Raw genomic sequence first — 23839 nt, 5'->3', positions numbered from 1 at the left:
TTGATCGGTTGCGCTCTCGTTTCGACTTTTGCATGTCTGTTCGCCCAATCTCCTCACAATCTCCTATCAAGCAAACTACGACGTGGGCACGTTGGCTGGTCTACGCTTTGGCTTTTCTGGTGTTGGCGGGGTTGGCGTTGTGGAGCACGTTGGTGGGAGCCAGCAGTATTTCATTACGTGATGTGCTCCAGCCTCGTGCTGATGATGTGGTCTCGCAGGTACTTCTGATCAGCCGTATTCCACGTACTTTGGCTTTGCTGCTCGCTGGCGCCAGTATTGCCGTAGCAGGCATGATCATGCAAATGGTGGCCCGTAACCGTTTTGTGGAGCCCGCGACGGTGGGCACTGTCAGTGCTGCAAGTCTGGGGATGCTGGTGGTGGCGCTGGTTGCACCGGGCATGGCATTGCTAGGAAAAATGTTGGTTGCAAGTGGCTTCGCCTTGGCTGCAACCGGTATTTTTCTATTGATTTTGCAGCGTTTACCTATGCGTAGTGCTTTGTTGGTGCCGCTTGTAGGCCTGGTTTTTGCCGGGGTGATTGAGGCGGTGACGTCTTTTTTGGCCTACCGTTTTGATATGTTGCAAGCCATTCGTGCTTGGACAGTTGGCGACTTCTCTGCCGTTTTGCAGGGGCGCTATGAACTACTGTGGGTGTCACTTGCGTTGACGGTGGCTGCTTTTTTTGCCGCTGATCGCTTCACAGTGATTGGCATGGGAGAGTCCGTGGCCACCAGTTTGGGGGTGCACTATGGGCGTTGGATGTTTATTGGGCTGCTGATTGTGGCCATGGTGACTGCATCCATTGTGGTGACGGTGGGGGTCATTCCTTTTCTTGGCTTGATTGTTCCTAATCTTGTCAGTCTTTTCATGGGCGACAGAATGCGGCGTTCTGTTATTTGGGTTGCGTTTTCAGGGGCCGCATTGATGCTGCTGTGCGACATCATTGGCCGCTTGGTCATACACCCATTTGAAATCCCGATTGGCACTATCATGGGTGTTTTGGGCAGCATCTTGTTTTTGGGTTTGCTGTGGCGCAAGCGCACAGAATTGGGATGAACGCCATGTCTTCTTCGTCGCACGTATCTCGTGGATGTGTCCCGCAACGGGGCTCGCGTGATTCCCGCAGGATGTTCCGCCCAGGGGCTCGTATTGCACTGTTGACAGGAGTTGCACTGCTGTGCGCTGTGGTCTTTTTGACCATACAGGTTCAGGCTGATTGGGCGTTTGTATTGCAGTACCGTGGGGCTAAGCTTGCCGCCATGGTGCTGGTTGCTTATGCGGTGGGTATTTCGACGGTACTGTTCCATAGCATCACCCATAACCGCATTTTGACGCCTGCAATCATGGGTTTTGATGCTTTGTATTTGTTGATTCAAACCGCATTGGCTTATGTATTTGGGATGCAGGTGGTGTCCACGTTCAATCCTGCTTGGAAGTTCGCGGGTGAAACGGGCGTGATGGTGTTGATGGCCTTTATTCTGTTTCGGACGCTTTTCTCTGGCGCCGTGCGCAGCTTGCATTTGATGCTCTTGGTGGGGGTTGTCTTGGGGGTGTTGTTTCGCGCCTTGACGGGTTTGATGCTGCGCCTTATAGATCCCAATGAATTTGGTTCATTGCAAGACCGTTTTTTTGCCAGCTTCAACCTGATCGCGATAGATTTGCTGGCTACTTCGGCAATCGCTTTGGTTGTGGTCACGGCGTTTCTTTGGCGTATTCGCTTTAGCTTTGACGTTGTCGCTTTGGGGCGGGATATTGCGATTAACCTGGGCGTGGATTATTCCAAACGGGTGATGCAGATTTTGTTTTGCATTGCGGTGTTGGTTTCGGTTTCTACAGCGCTGGTTGGACCCGTTACCTTTCTGGGGCTGCTGGTGAGTAACTTAGCGTACCAATGGATGGGGAATATGCGCCACCGCTATACCTTGCCTGCAGCCGTTTTACTGGGGGTTATCGCTTTGGTTGGCGGGCAATTGGTGCTTGAACACGTGCTCGGCTACAACTCTGCGTTGAGCATGGTGATTGAGTTTGTGGGCGGATTGGTTTTCTTGCTATTGCTCCTGCGGGGCAAAGGGCATTGAGCACCAGCGCGCACGATGGTAGAGCGAACAGCAAAGGCAAAAGGCGCAGCCACACTTGGTGCGGCCATCTTTTGATAGGACAGCAATGATTGAAGTTGAGAGTGTCACTAAGCGGTATGGACAAACGGCTGTTGTGGATCGCGTGAGCTTGACGATCCCTAAAGGGGGCGTGACGTCGTTTATTGGTCCCAATGGGGCAGGCAAGTCCACGTTGTTGTCCATGATCAGCCGTTTGATGCCGATGGATGAAGGGCGCATTCGCATTGATGGCATGGACGTGGGCAGCACGCCCAGTGATGTCATGGCCAGAAAGTTGGCCATTTTGCGTCAAGATAATCCCATGTCTTTGCGATTGACCGTGCGTGATTTGATTGCCTTTGGCCGATTTCCGCATTCCAAAGGTCGGTTGACTGCACAAGATGTGGGTCACATTGACCATGCGCTGGAAATGCTGGAACTCACTGCACTGGCTGATCGGTATTTGGATGAGATTTCAGGCGGACAGCGGCAAAGGGCTTTTGTGGCCATGGTGATGTGTCAAGATACGGACTACATCTTGCTCGATGAACCGCTTAATAACCTTGATATGCACCATGGAGTGGCCATGATGCGTTTGCTGCGCAATTTTGCGGATACACATGGAAAAACGGTTGTGGTGGTGATTCACGATATCAACTTCGCTTCAGCGTATTCGGACTGTATTGTTGCCATGAAAAATGGGCAGTTGGACTTTATGGGGACGCCAGAAGAGTTGGTGCGGCCAGAGGTGTTGCAGCCACTGTATGAGCTGGATATTGACGTGCATGAGATCAATGGGCAGCGCATTTGCGTGTACTACCGCTAATGGTGCGGTAACGTGCATTTTCTGCAGATGTTCAGGGGAAACTGCATGTGTGCCTGTAAGCACGCTATAATCTCCTGTTTTGCAAACAACATCTCCAAACAATTGAAGGATTGAATCATGGCAACCAAGCCAGTTAAAAAGAACCCCCGTTTGGCCTCTGGCCGCAAACGCGCTCGTCAAAACATCAAGCTGAATGTGGCTAACACATCGCTGCGTTCCAAGTACCGCACATTCGTGAAGAATGTGGAAAAAGCTGTTTTGGCTGGTGACAAGGATAAAGCTGTTGACGCATTTGCCAAAGCGCAAAGCGTGATCGACTCTGTGGCCGATAAAGGCATCTTCCACAAAAACAAGGCCGCTCGTGACAAGAGCCGTCTGTCTGCCAAGGTCAAGGCCTTGGTGAAAGCTGCCTGAAGCGCTGGCTTCAAGCACCCGTTATAAAAAAGCCCGAGTTGGCCTAAGCCAACTTGCCGTTTGAAATAGGTGCGCTGTTTGCAAGCAAAAGCCGTTTGGAGCAATCCAAACGGCTTTTTGTTTGGCGCCTGCGATGGCCTCAGCCATAGCCCTGTGCTAAAACAGGCATAAACTACACGGCTTTGAGTATTGAGTGGGGTATTCCCTGTGACTGATTCCTCTTCTGATTTCGAGTTGCCTGAAGGTCTGCATCCTCAAACATTGGCGGTGCGGCAAGCCATTGCGCGTAGCCAATATGGTGAGCATTCTGAAGCTTTGTTTCTGACCAGCAGCTATGTGCAGCCTGATGCTGCGACCTCGGCGCGCCGCTTTGCCAATGAGGAGCCGGGGTATACCTATAGCCGCACCTCCAACCCGACAGTGACCAGTTTCGAGCAGCGTCTGGCGGGCTTAGAAGGAACGGAATGTGCGATTGGTACTGCAACGGGAATGGCGGCCATTTCTTTAGTGGTATATGGCTTATTGAAAAGCGGTGACCATGTCATTGCCTCACGCTCCATGTTTGGCTCGACGATCAAACTCTTGGGATCAGAACTGGCGCGCTTTGGGGTAGAGACTACGTTTGTGTCTCAGACGGATTTGCAGGAGTGGAAAGCAGCCATCCGTCCGGGCACGACCAAGTTGCTGTTTGCAGAAACTCCTACTAACCCATTGACTGATGTATGTGATATCCATGCGTTGGCCAACTTGGCGCATAACGCAGGGGCTTGGCTGGCTGTTGATAACTCCTTCTTGACCCCAGCATTGCAGCGCGCCGCTGGCTTTGGGGCTGATTTGGTGATCCATTCTGGTACCAAATTTTTGGAAGGGCAGGGGCGCGTGATGGCCGGGGCTGTTTGCGGCCCGAGCACCCTCGTACAAGACAAACTGGGCGCCTTTATTCGTAGCGCGGGCTTTAATTTGTCGCCTTTTAACGCTTGGGTAGTGTTAAAAGGAATGGAGACTTTGTTCATTCGCATGCGCGAGCAAAGCCGCAATGCCATGGAGTTGGCGCAATGGCTGCAAGCGCATCCGAGCGTTTCGCGTGTGTATTACCCTGGTCTGGATAGTCACGCACAGCATGCACTGGCCATGCAACAGCAAGGTGGATTTGGGGGGGCAGTTTTGTCTTTTGATGTGCGTGGAGACTCCCCTGAGCAGCTCAGGGCGAATGCTTTTGCTGTCGTCGATCATTGCCGTGTGGCCAGCAAGACCACGAATTTGGGTGACACGAAAACAACGGTCTCACATCCCGCTACCACGTCGCATGGCCGCTTGTCGGAAGAGCAACGCCAAGCCGCAGGCGTGGGGCAGGGGTTGATTCGTGTTTCTGTTGGGCTGGAGTATCCCAAGGATATTCAAGACGATTTGGCGCGTGGTTTGGCTTGCCTTTGAAGGCGGGTGTATGCATTGCGCAATCGTTTAACTAAGAGGTGATCTATGTCAGTTTTTCTTGCGGTTGCGCTGGCACATTTTCTGGCGCTGCTCAGCCCTGGGCCTGATTTCCTAATGGTGGTGCGCAGTGCTGCACGCCATCCTGTGCGTGTGGCGTTGGGTGTTCCTGCGGGTATTGCGATTGCTAACGGTGTCTACATTGCGTTGTGCCTGTTAGGGGTGGCTACGGTGCTGAGTCAATCTGCTGGCCTACTGATGATCGTACGGATTGCGGGTGGTTTGTTTTTATTGTGGTTGGGTGTGATGGCGCTGCGTGCCCGTAGGAGCGACTATGCATTTTTAATGCAAGCGGCCGCAGCGGAGCCGATTGAGCGGGCTTCCAGTTTCTGGCGTGAGGCTGTCATTGGTTTTGCTTCGGGTATTTTGAATCCGAAAAACCTGCTGTTTTATCTCAGTCTGTTTTCGTTGGTTCTGACACCGGAGGTCGCTATCGCGTTCAAAGTGGGCTTAGGTTTGTGGATGGTGCTGGTCGTATTTGCGTGGGACGCTTTGATTGTGCTGGTGTTGTCACATGGCGCGGTACGCATGTGGTTCAATCGCACCGTCTTTTATATTGATAAATTCACGGGTTTGGTATTGGGGGCTATTGGCGCAAAAATCGTCCATGGCGCGGCAACCCACTCGTAAGTTGTTTTGCTTTGCTTGTAGGCTCCTTACGGAGCAATAAGTCCATTTGTATAGATTGAAATCTCTATGTCTAGTTCTTCTGAAAATAAAGTACGTACGCGCTTTGCGCCCTCTCCAACTGGTTTTATTCATTTGGGCAACATCCGCTCGGCCTTATACCCTTGGGCGTTTGCACGCGCCAATGGGGGGGATTTCATTTTGCGGATTGAGGACACCGATTTGGAGCGTTCCACGCAAGCTTCGGTGGATGTCATCCTTGAATCCATGAGTTGGCTAGGCATGACCCCTGATGAGGGACCGTTCTACCAAATGCAGCGAATGGATCGTTACAAAGAAGTGCTCAAGCAATTGCAGGAACAAGGCGCGGTCTACCCTTGTTATATGAGTATGGCGGAGTTGGATGCTTTGCGCGAGAAGCAAATGGCTGCCAAAGAAAAGCCGCGCTACGATGGCACCTGGCGCCCCGAACCGGGGAAAGTGCTGCCGCCCCTTCCTGAAGGGGTGCAGCCAGTGTTGCGCTTTAAAAATCCCACTACTGGCGCAGTGGTATGGGATGACAAGGTCAAAGGCCGCATCGAGGTCAGCAATGAGGAACTTGACGATTTGGTGATCGCTCGTCCTGATGGCACACCCACCTACAACTTTTGTGTCGTGGTGGATGACATTGACATGGCCATCACCCACGTGATTCGTGGCGACGACCATGTTAATAACACGCCACGCCAAATTAATATTTTTAAAGCCTTGGGCAAAGAGCCACCCGTTTTTGCGCACTTGCCGACCGTTCTTAATGAGCAGGGTGAGAAGCTTAGTAAGCGCCATGGTGCCAAAGCGGTCACGCAATACCGAGACGAAGGCTACCTGGCAGATGCCATGATCAACTATTTGGCGCGCTTGGGCTGGAGCCATGGTGATGACGAAATCTTCTCGAGAGAGCAATTCCTGCAATGGTTTGATCTGGATCATTTGGGTAGCAGTGCCGCGCGCTTCGATGAGGCCAAGCTGCGTTGGGTCAATGCACAACACCTGAAGGCGATGGATGACGATGCCTTGGTTGTATTGCTTAAGCCGCGTTTGCTTGCGCGGGGGATTGCACAAGCTGCATTGGATGATGGACACCTGACTTCCATTGTTGCACTCTTCAAAGACCGCTGTGAAACACTGGAAGACTTGGCCCAATGGGCACAGGTGTTCTATGTGGATGTGCCGGTCATCAATGAAGCTGACTATCAGCAGCATGTGACTGACGCAGCGCGTCCTGCCATTGCTGCGCTGCGTGCAGCGTTTGCTGATATCGCATGGAGCAAAGAAACCATCAGCGCCACATTCAAAACGGTACTCAAAGAGCAGGGCCTGAAAATGCCGCAGTTGGCCATGCCGGTGCGCGTGTTGACTGTAGGCGTGGCGCATACGCCATCGGTCGATGCGGTGCTTGAATTACTCGGACAGAAAAAAGTCATTGAATTTCTCTCGAAGGCCTAATTTTTCATGCCATAATCTCGCTCTTTCGCAGATACGAGAATTTAATGAAAGGCCAAAAGCCTAAATTCAAGCATTGGCGGAAAGTGAAATATTGGGGGGTATAGCTCAGCTGGGAGAGCGCTTGCATGGCATGCAAGAGGTCAGCGGTTCGATCCCGCTTACCTCCACCAATTTGACCCTATCGTCTAGCGGTTAGGACATCGCCCTTTCACGGCGGTAACCGGGGTTCGATTCCCCGTAGGGTCGCCAAGTTGTAGCACTTGGTTGTGTTCTGCATGAATGCAATAAAGCTGCCTGCCGTGGAGCGGTAGTTCAGTTGGTTAGAATACCGGCCTGTCACGCCGGGGGTCGCGGGTTCGAGTCCCGTCCGCTCCGCCAAAGTTTTTGAAATGGTTGGTTTTTGGGGGTATAGCTCAGCTGGGAGAGCGCTTGCATGGCATGCAAGAGGTCAGCGGTTCGATCCCGCTTACCTCCACCAAGTTAGTCGGTATTTTTTCTGTAAGAAAAAATGATCCATGGCTTTGACCCTATCGTCTAGAGGCCTAGGACACCACCCTTTCACGGTGGGTACCGGGGTTCGAATCCCCGTAGGGTCGCCAAGTTGTAGCACTTGGTTGTGTTCTGCATGAATGCAACGAAAGCTGCCTACCGTGGAGCGGTAGTTCAGTTGGTTAGAATACCGGCCTGTCACGCCGGGGGTCGCGGGTTCGAGTCCCGTCCGCTCCGCCACAAGATAAAAGCCAATGTACGAAAGTGCATTGGCTTTTTTGTTTTTGAGGCTGACATACTCGCCGGAACAAGGACGCTAGCCTTAACGACAGCGCGATGGGCTACTTGCTGTCGTTGCTTCATCTATTCAGTGTTGGATGTTTAAAAATCCAGCAAACTAAATCCAACCGAGAATACGGTGCGCCGATAGTTGTAGTCAATCAAGCTATCCCCATAGCCGGAAAAAATGCTGGTGTACAGACGCAGATTGCTTTTACCACCTGCAAAGTTGTTGCCCAGTGTGTGGTACCACTCTAAGCGTGTTGAGCCTTTGGCACTGTTGCGCAGTGAATGGCGCAGCGTCATGGAGAGCGTGTTGCGTTCATTCACATCCCATGCGGCAGAAAACTCGCCTCGGCCAATGTAGTCACTGATGTTGGGGTTGTCGTCTTTGGCTGCACTTTCTTTCACGCGCTGCCATAGGCGTGTTTGCAGTCGTACATTCTGGCCTACATCAACGCCCAGCATCAGGTAATAACGGTTCCAGCTGCGAGACAGCGGGTTGCTTTGCCCATTGGATTGGTGGTTGATGCCTAGGCCTGCATAGCGCACGTTGAATTGGCCGGGTAGTTTCCACTCGAGTGGATACACATACATGAATTCAGGTTGGTGGTCGGTATTGCGAAATGGGCGTGAGAGCGCACTATTGAATGCCTGCCAATTGGCATTCAAGGTATAGCCAAACCACAACGAGTCGCGTTTGCTGCTGCTTTGCGTTAAGAGGTTGCTGGCCAGTTTGGTGCGAATGGACAGTTGTAGCCTGGCTTCATGGCGCTGGTAGTGGTTGTAATTGGCCAAGCCATTTTCAGGACTAGGTGAATAAGGTTGCCGGTTGATGTTGTTGCCAACACTCAGGCCGATCGAAATAGGGCGGTAGCCACGAAAGCGAAAGTTACCGCAATCGGTCTCGCTGGTCAGTTCCCACATGCGTGAAGTGGTGTCAAAACGGGTATCTCGGCAGCCTTCACTTGTGACCGACTCTGCAGGAGGGGCAAGCGTGGTGACTTTGAGTTCGGCTGGGGTGGGCAGTTGTGCAGGGTGTTCAGTGCTGCTTCCCCTACTTGTAGTTGCTAACGCCGCGCTTTTGGGGGTGCTTGCGGCCTCTGTAGAGGCAGAAGCTGCGAGCGCATCGAAGCAGGCTAATCGCTCTGCATTGTCTTGCTTAGAGGTGCAATGCTGCCATGGTAGTGGCTCTGCAGGGCGTGCTGTTTGTGCCACTGCGGCCTGCGCCTGTACGCTGGCTGCAGTGCACAACATTCCTGCAAAACACAGGCCTTTGATGGAGGTGTAGTAGTGTGAGTCCAGCATAGTATGGGGTGCAGTACAGATGAATTTAGGTGGGCATCACCGACGCTCAGTAGGAAAGAGCGAAGATAAAAGGGGCGTTAACCCCGCAGCGCATGGTAAATGCTTTCTGCCAGATCGCTGGAGATGCCATCTACGGTCATCAGGTCTTGTACGCTGGCATTGGCGACGCCTTGAACGCCGCCAAAGCGTTGCAGTAAGCGTGCCCGGCGTTTGGGGCCAATGCCAGGCACATCTTCCAGACGGCTTGCGCCTGTGCGGACGCGAGCACGTTGTGCACGCATGCCTGTAATGGCAAAGCGGTGTGCCTCATCCCGAATATGGGCAACCAACATCAGGGCCGCACTGGTAGGGGGGAGGCTCACTTTGGCACGGCCATCGGCAAATACCAGCTCTTCAAGCCCGACTTTACGGCCTTCACCTTTTTCAACCCCCACCAGTAGACCAATATCCAGACCGAGTTGTTCAAACACTTCGCGTGCGGTGGAGATTTGGCCTTTGCCTCCATCAATGAGCACTAAGTCGGGCATGCGCAGTTTGACTCGTCCGGCTTGGGGAGGGTTTGGAGGTGTGTCGATACTTGTGGCATCCACGCTTGGTGCATCACTATGATCGACCTGCAAGCGCTCGTCTTCTTGCTGCAAGGCCTCCATGATTTTGCTATAGCGACGCGTTAATACCTGGCGCATGGCGGCATAGTCATCGCCCCCAGTGATGTCGCTGATGTTGTAGCGACGGTATTCACCGGGTTGCATTTTGTGCTGCTCAAACACCACACATGAAGCTTGCGTGGCTTCTCCTGCGGTGTGTGAAATATCAAAGCATTCAATGCGCAGCTCATCGAGTGCGCTGGTTTCAAGGTCGAGTCCAAGGGCTTGGGCCAACGCTTGTGTTCTGGCTTTTTGTGAGCCCTCTTCAGACAGCAGACGGGCTAGTTGCAATTGCGCATTTTTATGCGCCATATCCAGCCATGTTTTGCGCTCTCCGCGCGGCTGGTGGACGTTGCGAATCGTTTTGCTTGCGTCTTGCGACAGTATGGCCAGCAGGTCTTTGTCGATAGGCTCGCTGCTCACCAGCAAAGGCGGGGCTGGGTAGCTCAGGTAATGTTGGGCTACAAACGCTGCAAGAATTTGTGTTTCGGCAGATAGGGGGATTTGTTTGATGTCTGGGCCTGTGGCGGCAACGAGTGCTTCGCGGTTTGGCGCGGTAGCGTTTGACTCGTCTTGTGTTGTGGTAGAGAGGGGGGCTTCTTGTGTCTGTATATCAGGTTGCGTTGATTCAGTGGTGATGGCCAACGCGGCATCGAGTTGACTGGGAAAGTATGCACGGTCGCCTAAATGGCGGCCACCGCGAACCATGGCCAGATTGACACAGGCTTTTCCGCCTTGGCGCACCACTGCGATGATGTCCACATCGGCATCGCCGACGGTTTCAACCGATTGCTGCTGCAGCACGGTGGACAGTGAGACAATGCGGTCACGCACCTGTGCGGCCTGCTCATACTCCATTTTCTCGGCGTGTTCCATCATGCGCGCTTCCAGCTTGCGCACCAACGCATCAGTCTGCCCGCGCAGCAGTGCTTGTGCTTGCTCAGTGTCGGCAACGTAGTCAGCGTGCGAGATCAGTCCCACGCAAGGGGCAGTGCACCGCTTGATCTGATGCAGCAAGCATGGACGCGTGCGGTTATTGAATACAGTGTCCTCGCAGGTGCGCAGCATGAACACGCGCTGCAGCAGTTGGATGGTTTCTTTCACGGCCCAGGCATTTGGGTAAGGGCCGAAGTAATGGTGTTTGCGGTCTGTGGCACCGCGGTAATAACTGATGCGTGGATAGCATTCAGCCGCAAGTGACTGCTGTAAGGGCTGCTTGGGTGTTGCTACGGCAGAGATTTTCAAATAGGGGTAGCTCTTGTCATCACGGAACAGAATGTTGTATTTCGGATTTTGTGTTTTGATCAGGTTGTTTTCCAGCAATAGCGCCTCTGCTTCTGAGCGCACCACTGTGGTTTCCATACGCACAATTTTGCTGACCATATGCCCAATGCGTGAGCCGCCATGATCTTTTTGGAAATAACTGCTTACACGGCGCTTGAGGTTCTTGGCTTTGCCTACATACAACAGCTGGTTGTTGGCATCAAAGTACCGGTAGACGCCCGGCAATAGGGGCAACTGCAATGCTTGCTGCAGCAGGATTTGGAGAGTGGGGGTATCAACGGTCATCAAACAAAAATATGGGAGGCGGATTGCGATTGCTTCAGCGAGCAGGCAACCATCGGCACAATACCGATTGGAGCATTGCGACTAAAGGGCACGCAATGCAAGCTTGGCGTAGCCAGAATAACAAAGGCATGTATGCAATGGGATGTATTTTGTCAGGTCATCGACAATTATGGCGATGCCGGAGTGTGCTGGCGTTTGGCCACCAACTTGGCCCAATTGGGGCAACGTGTGCGTTTATGGATGGACGACGCGAGCCCTCTGCAATGGATGGCTCCTGATTTTTCCCATCATCCCGCCATTGAGGTCATGGTTTGGCCTGCGGTGCAAGCGCAGAAAACGGCTATTGTGCATGAGGGCTTTCATTTTCCGGACGTGTTGGTCGAGGCCTTTGGCTGTGATATCCCCGATGTTTACCTGCAAGCTTTAGCCTCTCAGATTGGCTTTTGTGACACTGTTGATGAGGCTTGTACTACGCCAGTCGCGGTACCTACTCAGCGCATTTGGCCTGTGTGGTTAAACCTTGAATACCTCTCTGCCGAGCCTTATGTCGAGCGCATGCACATGCTGCAGTCGCCCATCATGTTTGGTCTGGCCAAGGGGCAAACCAAAACTTTTTTCTATCCAGGTTTTACGGCACTAACCGGTGGCTTGCTGCGCGAGCTGGATGTGCTTGACCGGCAAGCTGTGTTTGACCGCATGCAGTGGCGTGCGCAAACTGTTGCAGCACACCAATTGCATCATGCGCAGTTTTCAGATTGCGGGCCTGCTGCATTAGCCAGCCAGTGCGATGCGCAGTGGATCAGCCTTTTTGCATATGAGCCAGCCTGTTTGCCGCAGTGGCTTAGCGAATGGGCTTCGGGTGGTGGTGATGTTGTGGTGCTGGCCATGGCAGGACGTTCACAAACTTGGCTGCGGCAATGCTGGCAAAATTTGGGCTGGGGCGAGGCGAAAGCAGAGGTGCTCAAGCATGGCAGATTGACTGTTTATGCCTTACCACATACCAGTCAAGATGAATTCGATCAAGCCCTTTGGGCGTGTGACTGCAATATCGTGCGTGGTGAAGACTCGCTCGTACGTGCTTTATGGGCAGGCCAGCCTTTTTTGTGGAATATTTACCCGCAAGAAGACAATGCCCACCATGCCAAGCTCAATGCTTTTCTCAATTGGTTGGGCGCCTGCGCAGATTGGCGTGCGGCTATGCATCTACTTAATGCGATGGATGAGTTCATGCCTTCTACGCGTGATACGTTGCCGCAGTCCGCTCGCGCAGTCGTGTGGCCAACGCAAGCGAACCTGCAGCAGTGGCGGGAGACTGCGCAAGAGGCGCGTAGGCGACTTCGCCAGCAACCAGACTTGGCGACAGCTTTACTGCATGGTGTGGAACGTCAGTCTTCCTTGGCCTTAAGGGGTGGATCGTCTAGCGAATAGCAACCAGGACGCCAAGATGGGCATGGCACCAGCGCAGGCCTTGTTGATGAGTTTCATTCCTTGCGGGGGGAGTATTTTGACTGCGCAATTTCCGCATGAAGCATAGCCCGCCATGACCAGTACATCAATGCAGGCAGATAGCAGGGCCAGCACCGCATATTGCAGCAAACTTGGTTCACTAGGGTCAATGAATTGGGGTAAGAATGCCGTGAAAAATTGGAAACCTTGGGGCTCGATAAGATCGTGAGAGAGCAGTACGAGCAGAAACGGCTTGTGTATGACCAGTGTGGCGCCTCGAACTCGTTTTGAGTCATGGCGAGAGAGTGGAGAGCACAAAAAATGCCCGCTAGTGCGGGCATTGGCTTTTACACACAGGCTTCAAAGATCCATTCAATAGACCTTCAAGCACGGTTTTACAAGTTGTCGATAAAGCTGCGCAGCTTGTCTGAGCGGCTCGGGTGTTTGAGTTTGCGCAGTGCTTTTGCCTCGATTTGACGAATGCGCTCACGGGTTACGTCAAACTGTTTACCCACTTCCTCCAACGTGTGGTCAGTGCTCATCTCAATACCAAAACGCATGCGCAGCACTTTGGCTTCGCGTGGTGTGAGGGAGTCGAGAATGTCTTTGACTACATCGCGCAAGCCCGCTTGCATGGCTGCATCCATTGGCGCGGTGTTGTTGGTGTCTTCAATGAAGTCACCCAAGTGCGAGTCGTCATCGTCGCCAATCGGTGTTTCCATCGAAATGGGTTCTTTGGCGATTTTCATGATCTTGCGGATCTTGTCCTCAGGAATCTCCATTTTCTCGGCCAAGATGGAGGCATCAGGCTCGTAGCCGAACTCCTGCAAGTGCTGGCGCGAGATCCGGTTCATCTTGTTGATGGTCTCGATCATGTGCACCGGAATACGAATGGTGCGGGCTTGGTCGGCAATTGAGCGTGTAATGGCCTGGCGAATCCACCAAGTGGCATACGTGGAGAACTTGAAGCCTCGGCGGAATTCAAACTTGTCGACGGCCTTCATCAAGCCGATGTTGCCTTCTTGAATCAAATCCAAGAATTGCAGGCCGCGGTTGGTGTACTTCTTCGCAATCGAAATAACCAAACGCAAGTTGGCCTCGGTCATTTCCTTTTTGGCATCGCGTGACGCTTTCTCACCTGCCAACATGCGCTTGTTGATGTTCTTGAGTTCATCAAGCGGCACAACCACTTGGTTTTGCAAATCAAGCAGACCTTGCTGGAGTTCTTGCACATCAGGAATATTGCGTCCCAGCACGTCGCTCCATTTCTGGCTGGCGGCAGCTTCTTTTTCCACCCATTGCAGATTGAGCAGGTTTGGTGGGAAATCTTTGATGAAGCGCGCTTGTGGCATGCCGCATTTGTCGACAACGATAGCCTTGATTTTGCGCTCGGAATCGCGAATCGATTTGACTTGATCGCGCACCATGTCGCACAGCGTATCAATCGTTTTTGCAGTAAAGCGAATCGACATCAGCTCGCGGGTGACAGCCGCTTGTTGCTCGCTGTATTGTTTGGAGCCCCATCCGTGCTTGTCGTACGCTTGATGCAGGCCTTCAAACAGGCCACGCAGGCGGTCAAAGTGTTCCATGGCCTTGTTCTTGAGCTCTTCAAGACGTTTGGTCATGGCTTTTGAGCCGCCTTTGCCGTCGTCATCGTCGTCTTCGTCAAATTCATCGAAGTCTTCTTCGGCCACGAAGTCATCGGCTTCATCGGGATCGACAAAACCGTCAACGATGGTCGTGATCAAGGCTTTATCTTCACGAATTTCTTCGCCCATGTTCAGGACGGCTGCAATGATGGCAGGGGAGGTGCTGATGGCCTCCATCATGTCCTGCATGCCGCCTTCAATGCGTTTGGCGATTTCAATTTCGCCTTCGCGGGTCAGCAGTTCAACCGTACCCATTTCGCGCATGTACATACGCACGGGGTCGGTGGTGCGGCCGAATTCGCTGTCTACGTTGGAGAGGGCTGCTTCCGCTTCTTCTTCGGCCTCTTCTTCCGTGGTGATGTTTTGACCGGAGTTGTTCAGTAGCAGTGTTTCTGCGTCAGGGGTTTGCTCGTAGACGTCCACACCCATATCACGCAGCAGGGAGACAACCACTTCCAGCGTTTCAGTCTCTACCAGTTTGTCGGGCAAATGGTCGTTGATCTCACCATGGGTCAAGTAGCCACGTGTGCGGCCCATCTTGATCAGGGTTTTGAGGCGCTCGCGGCGTTCGCGGTCTTCCTCTTCAGAAATGACGCCTTCATCCAGTCCGAATTCTTTCATCAAGGCCCGTTCTTTGGCCTTGCTGATTTTCATGCGCAGTGGTTTGGCTTTTTCGGTACTGCTGTCGCTGGAGGTTTCCTCTTCAACGACTTCTTCTGTTTCTTCTTCGATCTCGAGGTCGCTGTCTAGATCGAGGTCATCTTCGTCATCAAAGCTGGCTTTGCCTTTTTTATCGTCTTTACCAGTTTTTTTCTTACCACGAGTGCCTGCTGCCTTGGTGGCTGCTTTGGGCTTCTTCGTTAAAGATTCTTCGCCGAGTTCTAGATCGTTATCAGCGGCTTTAGTTGTTTTTTTGGCTGCAGTTTTAGCAGTGGGCTTTTTGTCGTTTGTCACAGTTTTGGGGAGAGTTGCAGACTTGGTGGCTTTGACCGCCGCTGAAGCAGTTTTAGTGCTTGCAGTGTTGGTTTTTTTGGCTGCCGCCGAAGTCTTTTTAACCGATGTGGATTGCGCAACAGAGACCGCGTTGTCTGCCTTCGCTTTGGCCGAGCTAGTGCTGGCTTTACTGCTTTTGGTGGCAGAGGAGTTGGAGGACTTGGCGGATGCCGAAGTTTTCTTGCTGGTGGCCATAGTGCAATCTCATCGGTGAATAGGACAGAAATTCAATTCTCCCGATCAATTGCAATAGCTTCTAAAACCATCCAATTGCGCAGGAGAAACGTCAGCGCCCCGCAGAACGAGGCATGTCAACACAGTCAACAGAGAAATAGGCGCAAGAATGGTGGGCGAACATTTGGTATGCAGTCCTTGCGGGTATTGAGGCGGTGAGGTCCTGGTCACGCTTGCCTGCTCCGGAGGTGCTGCTGTCGCACTTGCAACTGCAACGTATATTATAACGATTGGCTGCATTTCAAGATGAGTCGACGTTAAAAGTACGTCAACTCTGCTAAAGACTTGCGGCTGGCTGCCGTGTGGCGGCAATGGGTACAGGGCGTGCAGTATGCCCGATGACGAGGCAAGGAGGCTGGATTTGCGAGTTGGCGGCCGTGAGCGCCATGAAGAAGTGCATTCTTGTGTATATAAGAACGACAAAGATGAAAGGTGACGAGCCTTACCCCGGCACTGACTACGCAGTTAGGGCTGCTTGGTTCCCCACCTGACCCGGTTGGCTGTTTCACCATGCGGGGAGGCCCGTCGCAGGCGATTGTAATCGATTCAGACGGGCCTGAATTCAATCCAGCCACGATTGACTGTACAGAGCGTGTTGGATTGAACTCTGGCCTTGGTCGTTATGGCAATAAAAGCCATTGCGTGAGGGCATTCAGCCCAGCAACAGTGCATCGTCAGAAATTTTCTCACCTCGAGTACGCTCGAACATGTGCAGCAGGTCTGGAACATCCATGCCACTGCGCGTTGGGCCACTGACGTCCAAGACGACCTTGCCTTGGTGAAGCATGACGGTGCGACTGCCGTAGTCCAGCGCCTGGCGCATGCTGTGGGTCACCATCATGGCGGTGAGCTTGCTTTCTTCAATGATGCGAGCGGTGAGTTCAAGGACAAAGGCGGCAGTTTTCGGGTCGAGCGCAGCCGTGTGTTCATCGAGCAACAAGATACGCGAGGGCTGTAATGAGGCCATCAGCAGGCTGACTGCCTGGCGTTGTCCGCCAGAGAGTAAACCAATGCGATCGGTCAGGCGGTTTTCCAGCCCTAAGTTAAGAATGGCCAGTTTTTCGCGAAAAATTTCGCGATTTTGCTTGTTCAGTGCAAAGCCAAAACGGCGTTTTCTGCCGCGTGCCATTGCCAAAGCCATGTTCTCTTCGATTGTCAATGCTTCGCACGTGCCAGCCATGGGATCTTGAAACACACGAGCAACCAGATTGGCGCGTTGCCAAGCCTGTTTTTTGCTGACGTCAATGCCATCGATTTCAATAGTGCCTGAGTCCATGATCAGGTCGCCAGAGATGGCATTGAGAAAGGTGGATTTTCCCGCGCCGTTGGAGCCAATGACTGAGACGAATTGTCCAGAAGGGATGTCCAAGCTAGCGCCCCGCAGCGCGGGGTTTTCAATTGGGGTCCCGGGATTGAATGTGATGCGCAAGTCGTGTGCTTTGAGCATGGTTGACCTTTTGGATATGGGGTTACTTCGTCAGCGCTTTGAGCCGACGCTTCAAGATAGGGAACACCAATACCAGCACCACGAGGGCTGAGGCGATGAGGTTCAAATCCTGAGATTTCAAGCCAATCCAACTGCTGTTGAGGGCCAGTGCAATGAAGAAACGGTACAGCACCGCACCAATGATGACGGCCAAAGTAGCCCAGAGAATTTTGCGCGATGGCAGAACGCTCTCGCCAATAATCACTGCGGCCAAGCCAATCACGATGGTTCCAATTCCCATCGAAATGTCAGAACCGCCTTGGCTTTGGGCAAACAGTGCACCGCCAAGGGCGACTAGGGCATTCGAGATCGCTAAGCCAACCAGTTTGGCCCGGTTGGTGGCAACACCTTGTGCATTGGCCATGCGGGCGTTGGCGCCGGTGGCGCGCATGGCCAGACCGCGTTCAGATGAAAAATACCAGTCCAGAACGATCTTGGCCATCAGCACGATGATCAGCAAGATCAGTGGTTTTTCAATGTAGTCAGCCCATATGCCGGGCATGAGTATGGTGAATACGGTAGGCTCAAAGATCAACGGAACATTGGGTTTACCCATGATGCGCAAGTTGATGGAGTACAGCGCAGTCATCATCAAAATGCCTGCAAGCAAATCCATGATTTTGAGTTTGACGTTAAGCCAACCGGTCATAAAGCCCGCCATGGCTCCGGCAAAAGTGGCAATGGCCGTGGCCAGAAAAGGGTTTGTTCCGCTGGAGATCAGTGTGGCAGCCACTGCTCCGCCTAACGGGAATGATCCGTCAACGGTAAGGTCTGGGAAGTTGAGGATCCGAAAGGAAATCAGCACGCCGAGCGCAACCAAGCCAAAAATCAGGCCGATTTCCATTGACCCCATGAAAGCGTAAAACGTCATCGCAACTGGCTTTCTTTGTCGTTGTATGCATTGCGTTGCCCTAGCATAGTTCGCTTTTGGTGGTTGGCAAACCGTAGCAATATGGGCAGTGCGCAGAAGTATGAGATAGAAAACAAAATGGAGAGTCTGCCCCAGATCAACAGTGGGCAGACTCTCCAGAGTCCTCAGTCATCCAAATGGTTATTCAATCACTTCTTTGGCTGATTTGATGAGCTCTTCAGACAATGTGACGCCTTGGGCTTTGGCCGCCTTTGGATTCACATACAGTTCCATTTTAGTGCTTCGCTCGGAAGGAATGGTGCCGGGCTGTTCGCCGTTGAGAATGCGAACAACCAGTTTGCCGGTTTGGCGCCCCAGATTTTTGTAGTCAATGCCGAAGGCCGCAATCGCACCGCGCTTGACGCTGTCTGTGTCGGAAGCCACCAGAGGAATCTTGGCGTCAGTGGCGACTTTGACCAACGATTCATAGGCAGAAACAACGTTGTTGTCGGTGTTGGTGTAAATCACATCCACTTTTCCAACCAAGTTACGTGCTGCAGCCGTGATGTCTACTGTACGAGGCGCTGTGGATTCGACCAACTCAATGCCTTGCGCTGGCAAGATGCGTTTGAGTTCTTCTACCACCACGACAGAATTGGCTTCACCTGGGTTGTAGACCATGCCAATGCGTTTGACATTGGGCACGATTTTCTTGATCAAGCCAACTTGGTCTTCTAGCGAGAGGGCATCAGAAACGCCGGTCACGTTGGTGCCAGTGGCTTCCCATCCCTTGACCAACTGTGCTGCGACGGGGTCTGTCACGGCGGAATAAACGGTTGGAATTTCCTTGGTGGCTGCCACCACGGCTTGTGCTGATGGCGTTGCAATGGCCACGATTACATCAGATTTTTCGCCAATGAATTTGCGTGCAATTTGCGCGGCTGTGCCTGGATTGCCTTGCGCGCTTTGGTATTGCCATTTGAGTTTGTCGCCAGTGAAGCCGTTGGCCTCAAGCTCTTCTTTAATCCCGTCTCGCACAGAATCCAAAGCAGGGTGTTCTACGATGGCGGTCACCGCAACCGACTTGGTTTGTGCATATGCCGCAGGGCTAGCAATCACCCCTAAGCCCAGCAATGCTGCTGCAGAGATTTGAAGCAATTGACGGCGAGCAGCACTCGTACGTGTTTTCATGGAAATGTCCTTCAATCAAAATATTTCAACAACCCTCTGCCAAGGTTTGATTTTGTCATACTGGCAACAGACGGCAACCCATTTGCGAGCCCGCATCGTAACTGAATTTACTGGGGCGAAACCTTCAAGTGGATGCTTGAGTCATGAGGGCAATTACTAAGCGGTGGCGCTTCTTACACAGGATTTAAGCAGAAAATATGCCATTTTTGCTGGCTGCCGGATATGTCGAGCAACGACAGCGCATAAAGGAAAAGGGCACATCAGTGCCCTTGATTGTGTTAGTGAATGCAGCAGCTTCGCTTGCTTAGCGTTATAGGCGTTCGAAAATGGCCGCAATACCTTGCCCGCCACCAATACACATGGTGACCAATGCATATCGCCCTTGGATGCGCTGAAGTTCATGGATGGCTTTGACCGTAATCAAGGCGCCAGTCGCACCAATAGGGTGCCCTAGCGAGATGCCTGAGCCATTGGGGTTGACCTTGGCGGGGTCAAGGCCTAAGTCGCGTGTAACGGCGCAGGCTTGTGCTGCAAAGGCCTCGTTGGCCTCAATGACATCGAGGTCTGCGACTGTCAGCCCTGCTTTTTTCAAGGCCAATTGGGTGGCGGGGACAGGGCCAATGCCCATGTAACTGGGTTCAACACCTGCGTGCGCATAGGAAACCAGGCGTGCCAGTGGTTTCAAGCCTTTGCGTTGGGCGGCTCCTGCTTCGATCAATACCACTGCGGCAGCCGCGTCATTCAGTCCTGATGCATTGCCCGCAGTGACGGAGCCGTTCTCTTTTTGAAAGACCGGTTTGAGCTTTGCGAAGTCTTCTGTTTTGGCGCCTGTACGGAAATGCTCATCCGTATCAAACACCACATCACCCTTGCGAGACTTGAGCGTGACGGGAATGATTTGGTCTTTGAAGTAGCCGTTGGCGGTGGCGTGCTCGGCGCGGTTGTGGCTTTCTACGGCTAAGGCATCCTGCTCGTCGCGGCTGATGCCCCATTTGGCGGCAATGTTCTCTGCTGTCACACCCATGTGGATGTTTTTGAAGGGGTCGTGTAGCGCTCCCACCATCATGTCCACCAAGGTAACGTCACCCATACGGGCGCCCCAGCGGGTGTTCAAGCTGGCGTATGGTGCGCGGCTCATACTCTCAGCGCCAGCACCAATGGCCACATCGCAGTCGCCGAGCAAAATGCTTTGGCTGGCTGAAACCACCGCTTGCAGGCCTGAACCGCAAAGACGGTTCACGTTGAACGCGGGCGTTTCAATGGGGCAACCGCCTTCAATGGCAGCTACGCGTGAGAGGTACATGTCACGCGGCTCTGTATTCACGACGTGGCCAACCACAACATGGCCGACTTCTTTGCCTTCCAGTTGCGCCTTGGCCAACGCTTCTTTGACCACCAACCCTCCCAAGGCAGTTGGTGGAATGTCTTTCAGGCTTCCACCATAAGTACCAATGGCAGTACGGACGGCGCTGACAACTACAACTTCGCGACTCATAAAGAAGACTCCTTTGGACGATGAAAAGGCCTGAATACGAAGCAGGGCAGTGTGTATGCCGAGACATAGGCAGGCGCTTGGGGTTAGAGGGCGTTATTGCGCTCCAAACATATCCATATGATGACACGGAAACCCTGCAGTAGGCTGTCATGGCTTTTCCCTATGTTGCATTGCAAAATAGTCATCTTGGTGACACGCATCATGCGTATCTAAGGGCTTGTCCCATTGGGAGTTGGTAGGGCGCGCCATACGCTGCACCTCGTGCACTGTTTGGTCAATGCGTTGTGAAAGGAATGATTTTTCATGTCTCGCAGCTGTGCTGCAGGGTGAAACGTGTCATCAGATGGATCGCAACGCGTGGCAGGGCAGCGTACTTGGTCACCGCCGCGTGGCTTTGGCTGGTGGTCGATAACAACTTGAAATGGAGACACATGGTATGAAAATCGCTTTTCGCGCTACCGCATTGGCGGCATTGGTGGCTTTCAGTGGTACGGTCATGGCCCAAAAGGGGGAGACCGTCAAAATTGCATGGCTTGATCCGCTGTCTGGCCTGATGGCCGCGTTGGGGTCCAACCAGCTCAAGAGCTACCAATACATTGCTGAGTACTTTAATAACCACCCTGAGTTGAACCCGGCTGGGGTGAAATTTGAAGTGATTGGCCTGGACAACAAACTCAGCCCTCAAGAGACGGCCAGTTTGCTCAAAGGGGTGATCGACCAAGACATTCGCTACGTGGTGCAGGGCAATGGTTCAGGCGCCTCATTGGCTATCATGGAAGCGCTGGAGCGGCACAATGCACGCAATCCTGGCAAAGAAGTGCTTTTCCTTAACTATGCAGGAGTGGACCCGGACCTGACAAATTCCAAGTGCAGTTATTGGCACTTCCGCTTAGATGCTGATACCTCTATGAAAATGAAGGCGATGACCGATTACATCAAAGACCTGCCAGAGGTGAAAAAGGTCTTTTTGATCAACCAGAACTATGCGCATGGGCACCAAGTCGCCAAGTATGCCAAAGACAACCTGAAAGAAAAACGCCCGGACATCGAGATTGTTGGTGAAGACCTGCACCCGTTGGCGCAAGTGCGTGATTTCGCTCCCTACATTGCCAAAATTCGAGCCTCAGGCGCCGATGCAGTGATTACTGGTAACTGGGGCTCAGACTTGGCTTTGTTGATCAAGGCCGCCAACGACGCGGGCTTGAACAAGGTCAAGTTCTTCACCTATTACGGAGGGGTGACAGGCACGCCCACTGCATTGGGTCCTGGTGCTGAGGGCAATGTGTATATGGTGTCGTACAACCATATGAATTTGCCTGGCCCGATTGGTGAAATCACCAAAGGATTCAAAGAACGCATGAACGATGACATGTTCACGGCATCGATTTTTAATGCCTATGCGTTGCTCTCCAATGCCATGGCCAAAGCCCAATCGACCGCGCCTATCAAAGTGGCTGCGACTTTGGAGGGCCTGCGCGTTCAGGGCATGGATAAAGAAATTGAGATGCGCAAGGACGACCACCAATTGCAGCAAGGCCTCTATATTTCCCGCTGGACCAAGGCTACGCCAGAGATGCCGTATTCCTCCGAGAACACAGGCTACTCTTTCCATCCTGTGAAGTATTACCCGCTTGAAGATGCCAGCACCCCAACCACTTGCGAAATGAAGCGCCCTAGTTGATATGCATGCCTGATGATGGAAAAAGGCCGGTTGATCCGGCCTTTTTGTACGTTTGCATGCCATGTGTTCACACTGGCGATGATGCTTGTGCAAGCAATTTATGGTTATCAGTTGGTCGCTACAGGGGCTTTCGGTTTGTTGTCCGTATTTGGCGTAGCCAATGGCAGTGGCTTGAAACCATCTAGCATGCTGCGCATGTCCGCGCCTGTCGGGGTTTGAAACTGACGCAGCCCCAAATCAGGAAGGATGGCGATCAAGTGGTCAAAAATATCACCCTGGATGGCTTCGTAATTGGCCCAGGCGGTTGTGGAGGTGAAACAATAGACCTCAATCGGAATCCCATTGGCTGTAGATTCCATTTGACGCACCATCAGCGTCATGCCGTTGTGGATGTCTGTGCGGGCCTTCAGATAGGCCAATGCATAGGCGCGGAAAGTACCTAGATTGGTCAGACGGCGCTGATTGGCAGGCAGGCTGGCAGCTTCGCCCAGCGTTTTCTTGCGTGCGGCATTGGTGCTGTTTACTTCTTCCTGCTTACCCACCAAATAGTCGCGGATGAGTTCAATGTCATCGAGTTTCTGAATCTCTGACTCGGTTAGAAAGCGCACCGTACTGGCATCGATCCACAGCGAGCGCTTGATACGCCGACCTCCTGACTCAGACATGCCGCGCCAGTTCTTATAGCTCTCGGAGACCAGCTTCCATGTTGGAATGGTGGTAATGGTGTTGTCCCAGTTTTGCACTTTGATGGTGTGTAGGGAAATGTCGACGACGGCGCCATCGGCCCCAGCTTGAGGCATTTCGATCCAATCGCCTGAACGCAGCATGTCATTGCTGGAAATCAGAATCCCCGCAGTGAATGACAAGATCGTGTCTTTGAACACCAGCATCAGCACAGCAGAAAGTGCGCCCAGGCTGGACAATACCACCACCGGCGAACGGTTGATCAGTGTAGCAATGATGACAATCAGTGCAGCGCAGTACAGGGCAATCGTGATGAGTTGTGTGACGCTTTTGAGTGCAGACGAGCGGTGCTGTGCATCGAACTCTTCGCTACGCTGGGCGATAACCTTAAGCAGCATGCTGATGGCTCGTACCGAGTGCAGCACAGTCAACGCAAAAGCCACGTTGCGAATCACCAAGGCTGGGGTGGCGGGTAGAAACGGTACCAAACCAATCCCAAGCTGCACAACCAAGGATGGCACAATCTTGGTCAATCGTTCCAGTACACGGTCGTCGAGAAAGGTTTTGATTAACCGGCTTTGTGAGCGCTCACGCAAGCTGCCCAGCGCGCGGCGCAACATGACAGCCACCACAAACCGAGACAACAGTGCAATGGCGGCCAGCAACACGAGCGCGACGCTCATTTGAACTATTTCAGTTTGACTCTCAAAGTAGCGGTAAGCCCACTCCATGTATTCACCTTTTTGTTTTGTGGCATCTGCGCTGCAGCCTCTTGATGGCAGGGCCATGCATGCGTTTGCGCAAAGGGCTGCAACCAGTGACCAGCCCATGCCAGCGTTTGAAAACAAACCATTCTACGAATATGTGTTTTCCCCCGTTGCTGTGGTTGGCTACTTGGTC

At 52.8% G+C, this 23839-nt stretch carries 18 protein-coding genes, 6 tRNA genes and 1 other RNA gene; 16 read left to right on the top strand and 9 right to left on the bottom strand.

Annotated elements, in window-relative coordinates; all coding sequences use genetic code 11:
• Positions 1-32 precede the first annotated feature (32 nt).
• The 13 genes from E9531_RS10170 (at position 33) to E9531_RS10110 (ending at position 7667) form a co-directional block, all read left to right on the top strand.
• Positions 33-1055, top strand: coding sequence for an ABC transporter permease (locus tag E9531_RS10170; protein ID WP_136573649.1), 1023 nt, complete (start codon positions 33-35; stop codon positions 1053-1055).
• Positions 1056-1060: 5 nt separating this feature from the next.
• Positions 1061-2077: an iron chelate uptake ABC transporter family permease subunit gene (locus E9531_RS10165; RefSeq protein ID WP_342210856.1), complete on the top strand. Its 1017-nt coding sequence runs from the start codon at positions 1061-1063 to the stop codon at positions 2075-2077.
• An 85-nt stretch (positions 2078-2162) separates the two neighbouring features.
• A complete protein-coding gene (locus tag E9531_RS10160) occupies positions 2163-2921 on the top strand; it encodes an iron ABC transporter ATP-binding protein (RefSeq protein WP_136573648.1) in 759 nt (252 codons plus the stop codon).
• Positions 2922-3038: 117 nt separating this feature from the next.
• Positions 3039-3335, top strand: coding sequence for a 30S ribosomal protein S20 (gene rpsT / locus E9531_RS10155; RefSeq protein WP_211343413.1), 297 nt, complete (start codon positions 3039-3041; stop codon positions 3333-3335).
• Between the two features lie 207 nt (positions 3336-3542).
• Positions 3543-4769, top strand: coding sequence for an O-succinylhomoserine sulfhydrylase (locus E9531_RS10150; protein WP_211343412.1), 1227 nt, complete (start codon positions 3543-3545; stop codon positions 4767-4769).
• A gap of 45 nt (positions 4770-4814) precedes the next feature.
• Positions 4815-5456: a LysE family translocator gene (locus tag E9531_RS10145; protein WP_136573646.1), complete on the top strand. Its 642-nt coding sequence runs from the start codon at positions 4815-4817 to the stop codon at positions 5454-5456.
• Between the two features lie 66 nt (positions 5457-5522).
• A complete protein-coding gene (gene gltX / locus E9531_RS10140) occupies positions 5523-6938 on the top strand; it encodes a glutamate--tRNA ligase (protein ID WP_136573645.1) in 1416 nt (471 codons plus the stop codon).
• Positions 6939-7032: 94 nt separating this feature from the next.
• Positions 7033-7108: transfer RNA gene (locus E9531_RS10135), tRNA-Ala, on the top strand.
• A gap of 4 nt (positions 7109-7112) precedes the next feature.
• A tRNA-Glu gene (locus E9531_RS10130) sits at positions 7113-7187 on the top strand.
• 52 nt (positions 7188-7239) lie between these two features.
• A tRNA-Asp gene (locus tag E9531_RS10125) sits at positions 7240-7316 on the top strand.
• 24 nt (positions 7317-7340) lie between these two features.
• A tRNA-Ala gene (locus E9531_RS10120) sits at positions 7341-7416 on the top strand.
• Positions 7417-7461: 45 nt separating this feature from the next.
• Positions 7462-7537, top strand: a tRNA-Glu gene (locus tag E9531_RS10115).
• Positions 7538-7590: 53 nt separating this feature from the next.
• Positions 7591-7667, top strand: a tRNA-Asp gene (locus E9531_RS10110).
• 141 nt (positions 7668-7808) lie between these two features.
• On the opposite strand, the gene E9531_RS10105 is transcribed toward E9531_RS10110, so the two are convergent.
• Together E9531_RS10105 and uvrC are read right to left on the bottom strand one after the other, a co-directional pair.
• A complete protein-coding gene (locus E9531_RS10105) occupies positions 7809-9014 on the bottom strand; it encodes a phospholipase A (RefSeq protein ID WP_136573644.1) in 1206 nt (401 codons plus the stop codon).
• Between the two features lie 77 nt (positions 9015-9091).
• Complete coding sequence (uvrC, locus tag E9531_RS10100) at positions 9092-11230, bottom strand: excinuclease ABC subunit UvrC (RefSeq protein ID WP_136573643.1); 2139 nt, start codon at positions 11228-11230, stop codon at positions 9092-9094.
• 132 nt (positions 11231-11362) lie between these two features.
• Between uvrC and earP the strand changes: the two genes are divergently transcribed.
• Positions 11363-12658: an elongation factor P maturation arginine rhamnosyltransferase EarP gene (gene earP, locus E9531_RS10095; RefSeq protein WP_136573642.1), complete on the top strand. Its 1296-nt coding sequence runs from the start codon at positions 11363-11365 to the stop codon at positions 12656-12658.
• 413 nt (positions 12659-13071) lie between these two features.
• Here the strand turns inward: earP and rpoD are convergent, their stop codons facing one another.
• Entirely contained in the window at positions 13072-15279 is a 2208-nt protein-coding gene (gene rpoD, locus E9531_RS10090; RefSeq protein ID WP_244610068.1) for an RNA polymerase sigma factor RpoD, read from the bottom strand.
• Positions 15280-15304: 25 nt separating this feature from the next.
• Between rpoD and E9531_RS17785 the strand changes: the two genes are divergently transcribed.
• On the top strand, positions 15305-15532 hold the full coding sequence (locus tag E9531_RS17785; protein ID WP_244610067.1) for a hypothetical protein: 228 nt from the start codon (positions 15305-15307) through the stop codon (positions 15530-15532).
• Positions 15533-15983: 451 nt separating this feature from the next.
• Here E9531_RS17785 and ffs read toward each other — a convergent pair.
• The 5 genes from ffs to bktB all read right to left on the bottom strand — a co-directional run bounded on the left by ffs (position 15984) and on the right by bktB (position 20574).
• Positions 15984-16079, bottom strand: an RNA gene (ffs, locus tag E9531_RS10085) — signal recognition particle sRNA small type.
• A 125-nt stretch (positions 16080-16204) separates the two neighbouring features.
• Entirely contained in the window at positions 16205-16999 is a 795-nt protein-coding gene (locus tag E9531_RS10080; RefSeq protein WP_136573640.1) for an ABC transporter ATP-binding protein, read from the bottom strand.
• A 22-nt stretch (positions 17000-17021) separates the two neighbouring features.
• A complete protein-coding gene (locus E9531_RS10075) occupies positions 17022-17909 on the bottom strand; it encodes an ABC transporter permease (RefSeq protein WP_136573639.1) in 888 nt (295 codons plus the stop codon).
• A 180-nt stretch (positions 17910-18089) separates the two neighbouring features.
• Positions 18090-19079, bottom strand: a complete 990-nt coding sequence (locus tag E9531_RS10070; RefSeq protein ID WP_136573638.1) for an ABC transporter substrate-binding protein — start codon at positions 19077-19079, stop codon at positions 18090-18092.
• A 310-nt stretch (positions 19080-19389) separates the two neighbouring features.
• Positions 19390-20574, bottom strand: coding sequence for a beta-ketothiolase BktB (gene bktB, locus E9531_RS10065; protein WP_136573637.1), 1185 nt, complete (start codon positions 20572-20574; stop codon positions 19390-19392).
• Between the two features lie 436 nt (positions 20575-21010).
• Between bktB and E9531_RS10060 the strand changes: the two genes are divergently transcribed.
• Entirely contained in the window at positions 21011-22255 is a 1245-nt protein-coding gene (locus E9531_RS10060) for a branched-chain amino acid ABC transporter substrate-binding protein (protein WP_136573636.1), read from the top strand.
• Between the two features lie 107 nt (positions 22256-22362).
• Here the strand turns inward: E9531_RS10060 and E9531_RS10055 are convergent, their stop codons facing one another.
• A complete protein-coding gene (locus tag E9531_RS10055; protein WP_244610066.1) occupies positions 22363-23622 on the bottom strand; it encodes a mechanosensitive ion channel family protein in 1260 nt (419 codons plus the stop codon).
• Positions 23623-23839: the final 217 nt, after the last annotated feature.

Source organism: Lampropedia puyangensis (assembly GCF_004833285.1).
GTDB classification, from domain to species: domain Bacteria; phylum Pseudomonadota; class Gammaproteobacteria; order Burkholderiales; family Burkholderiaceae_C; genus Lampropedia; species Lampropedia puyangensis.
Note: the sequence above shows the minus strand (reverse complement) of the source record. Positions and strands in the feature narration are given on the sequence as shown.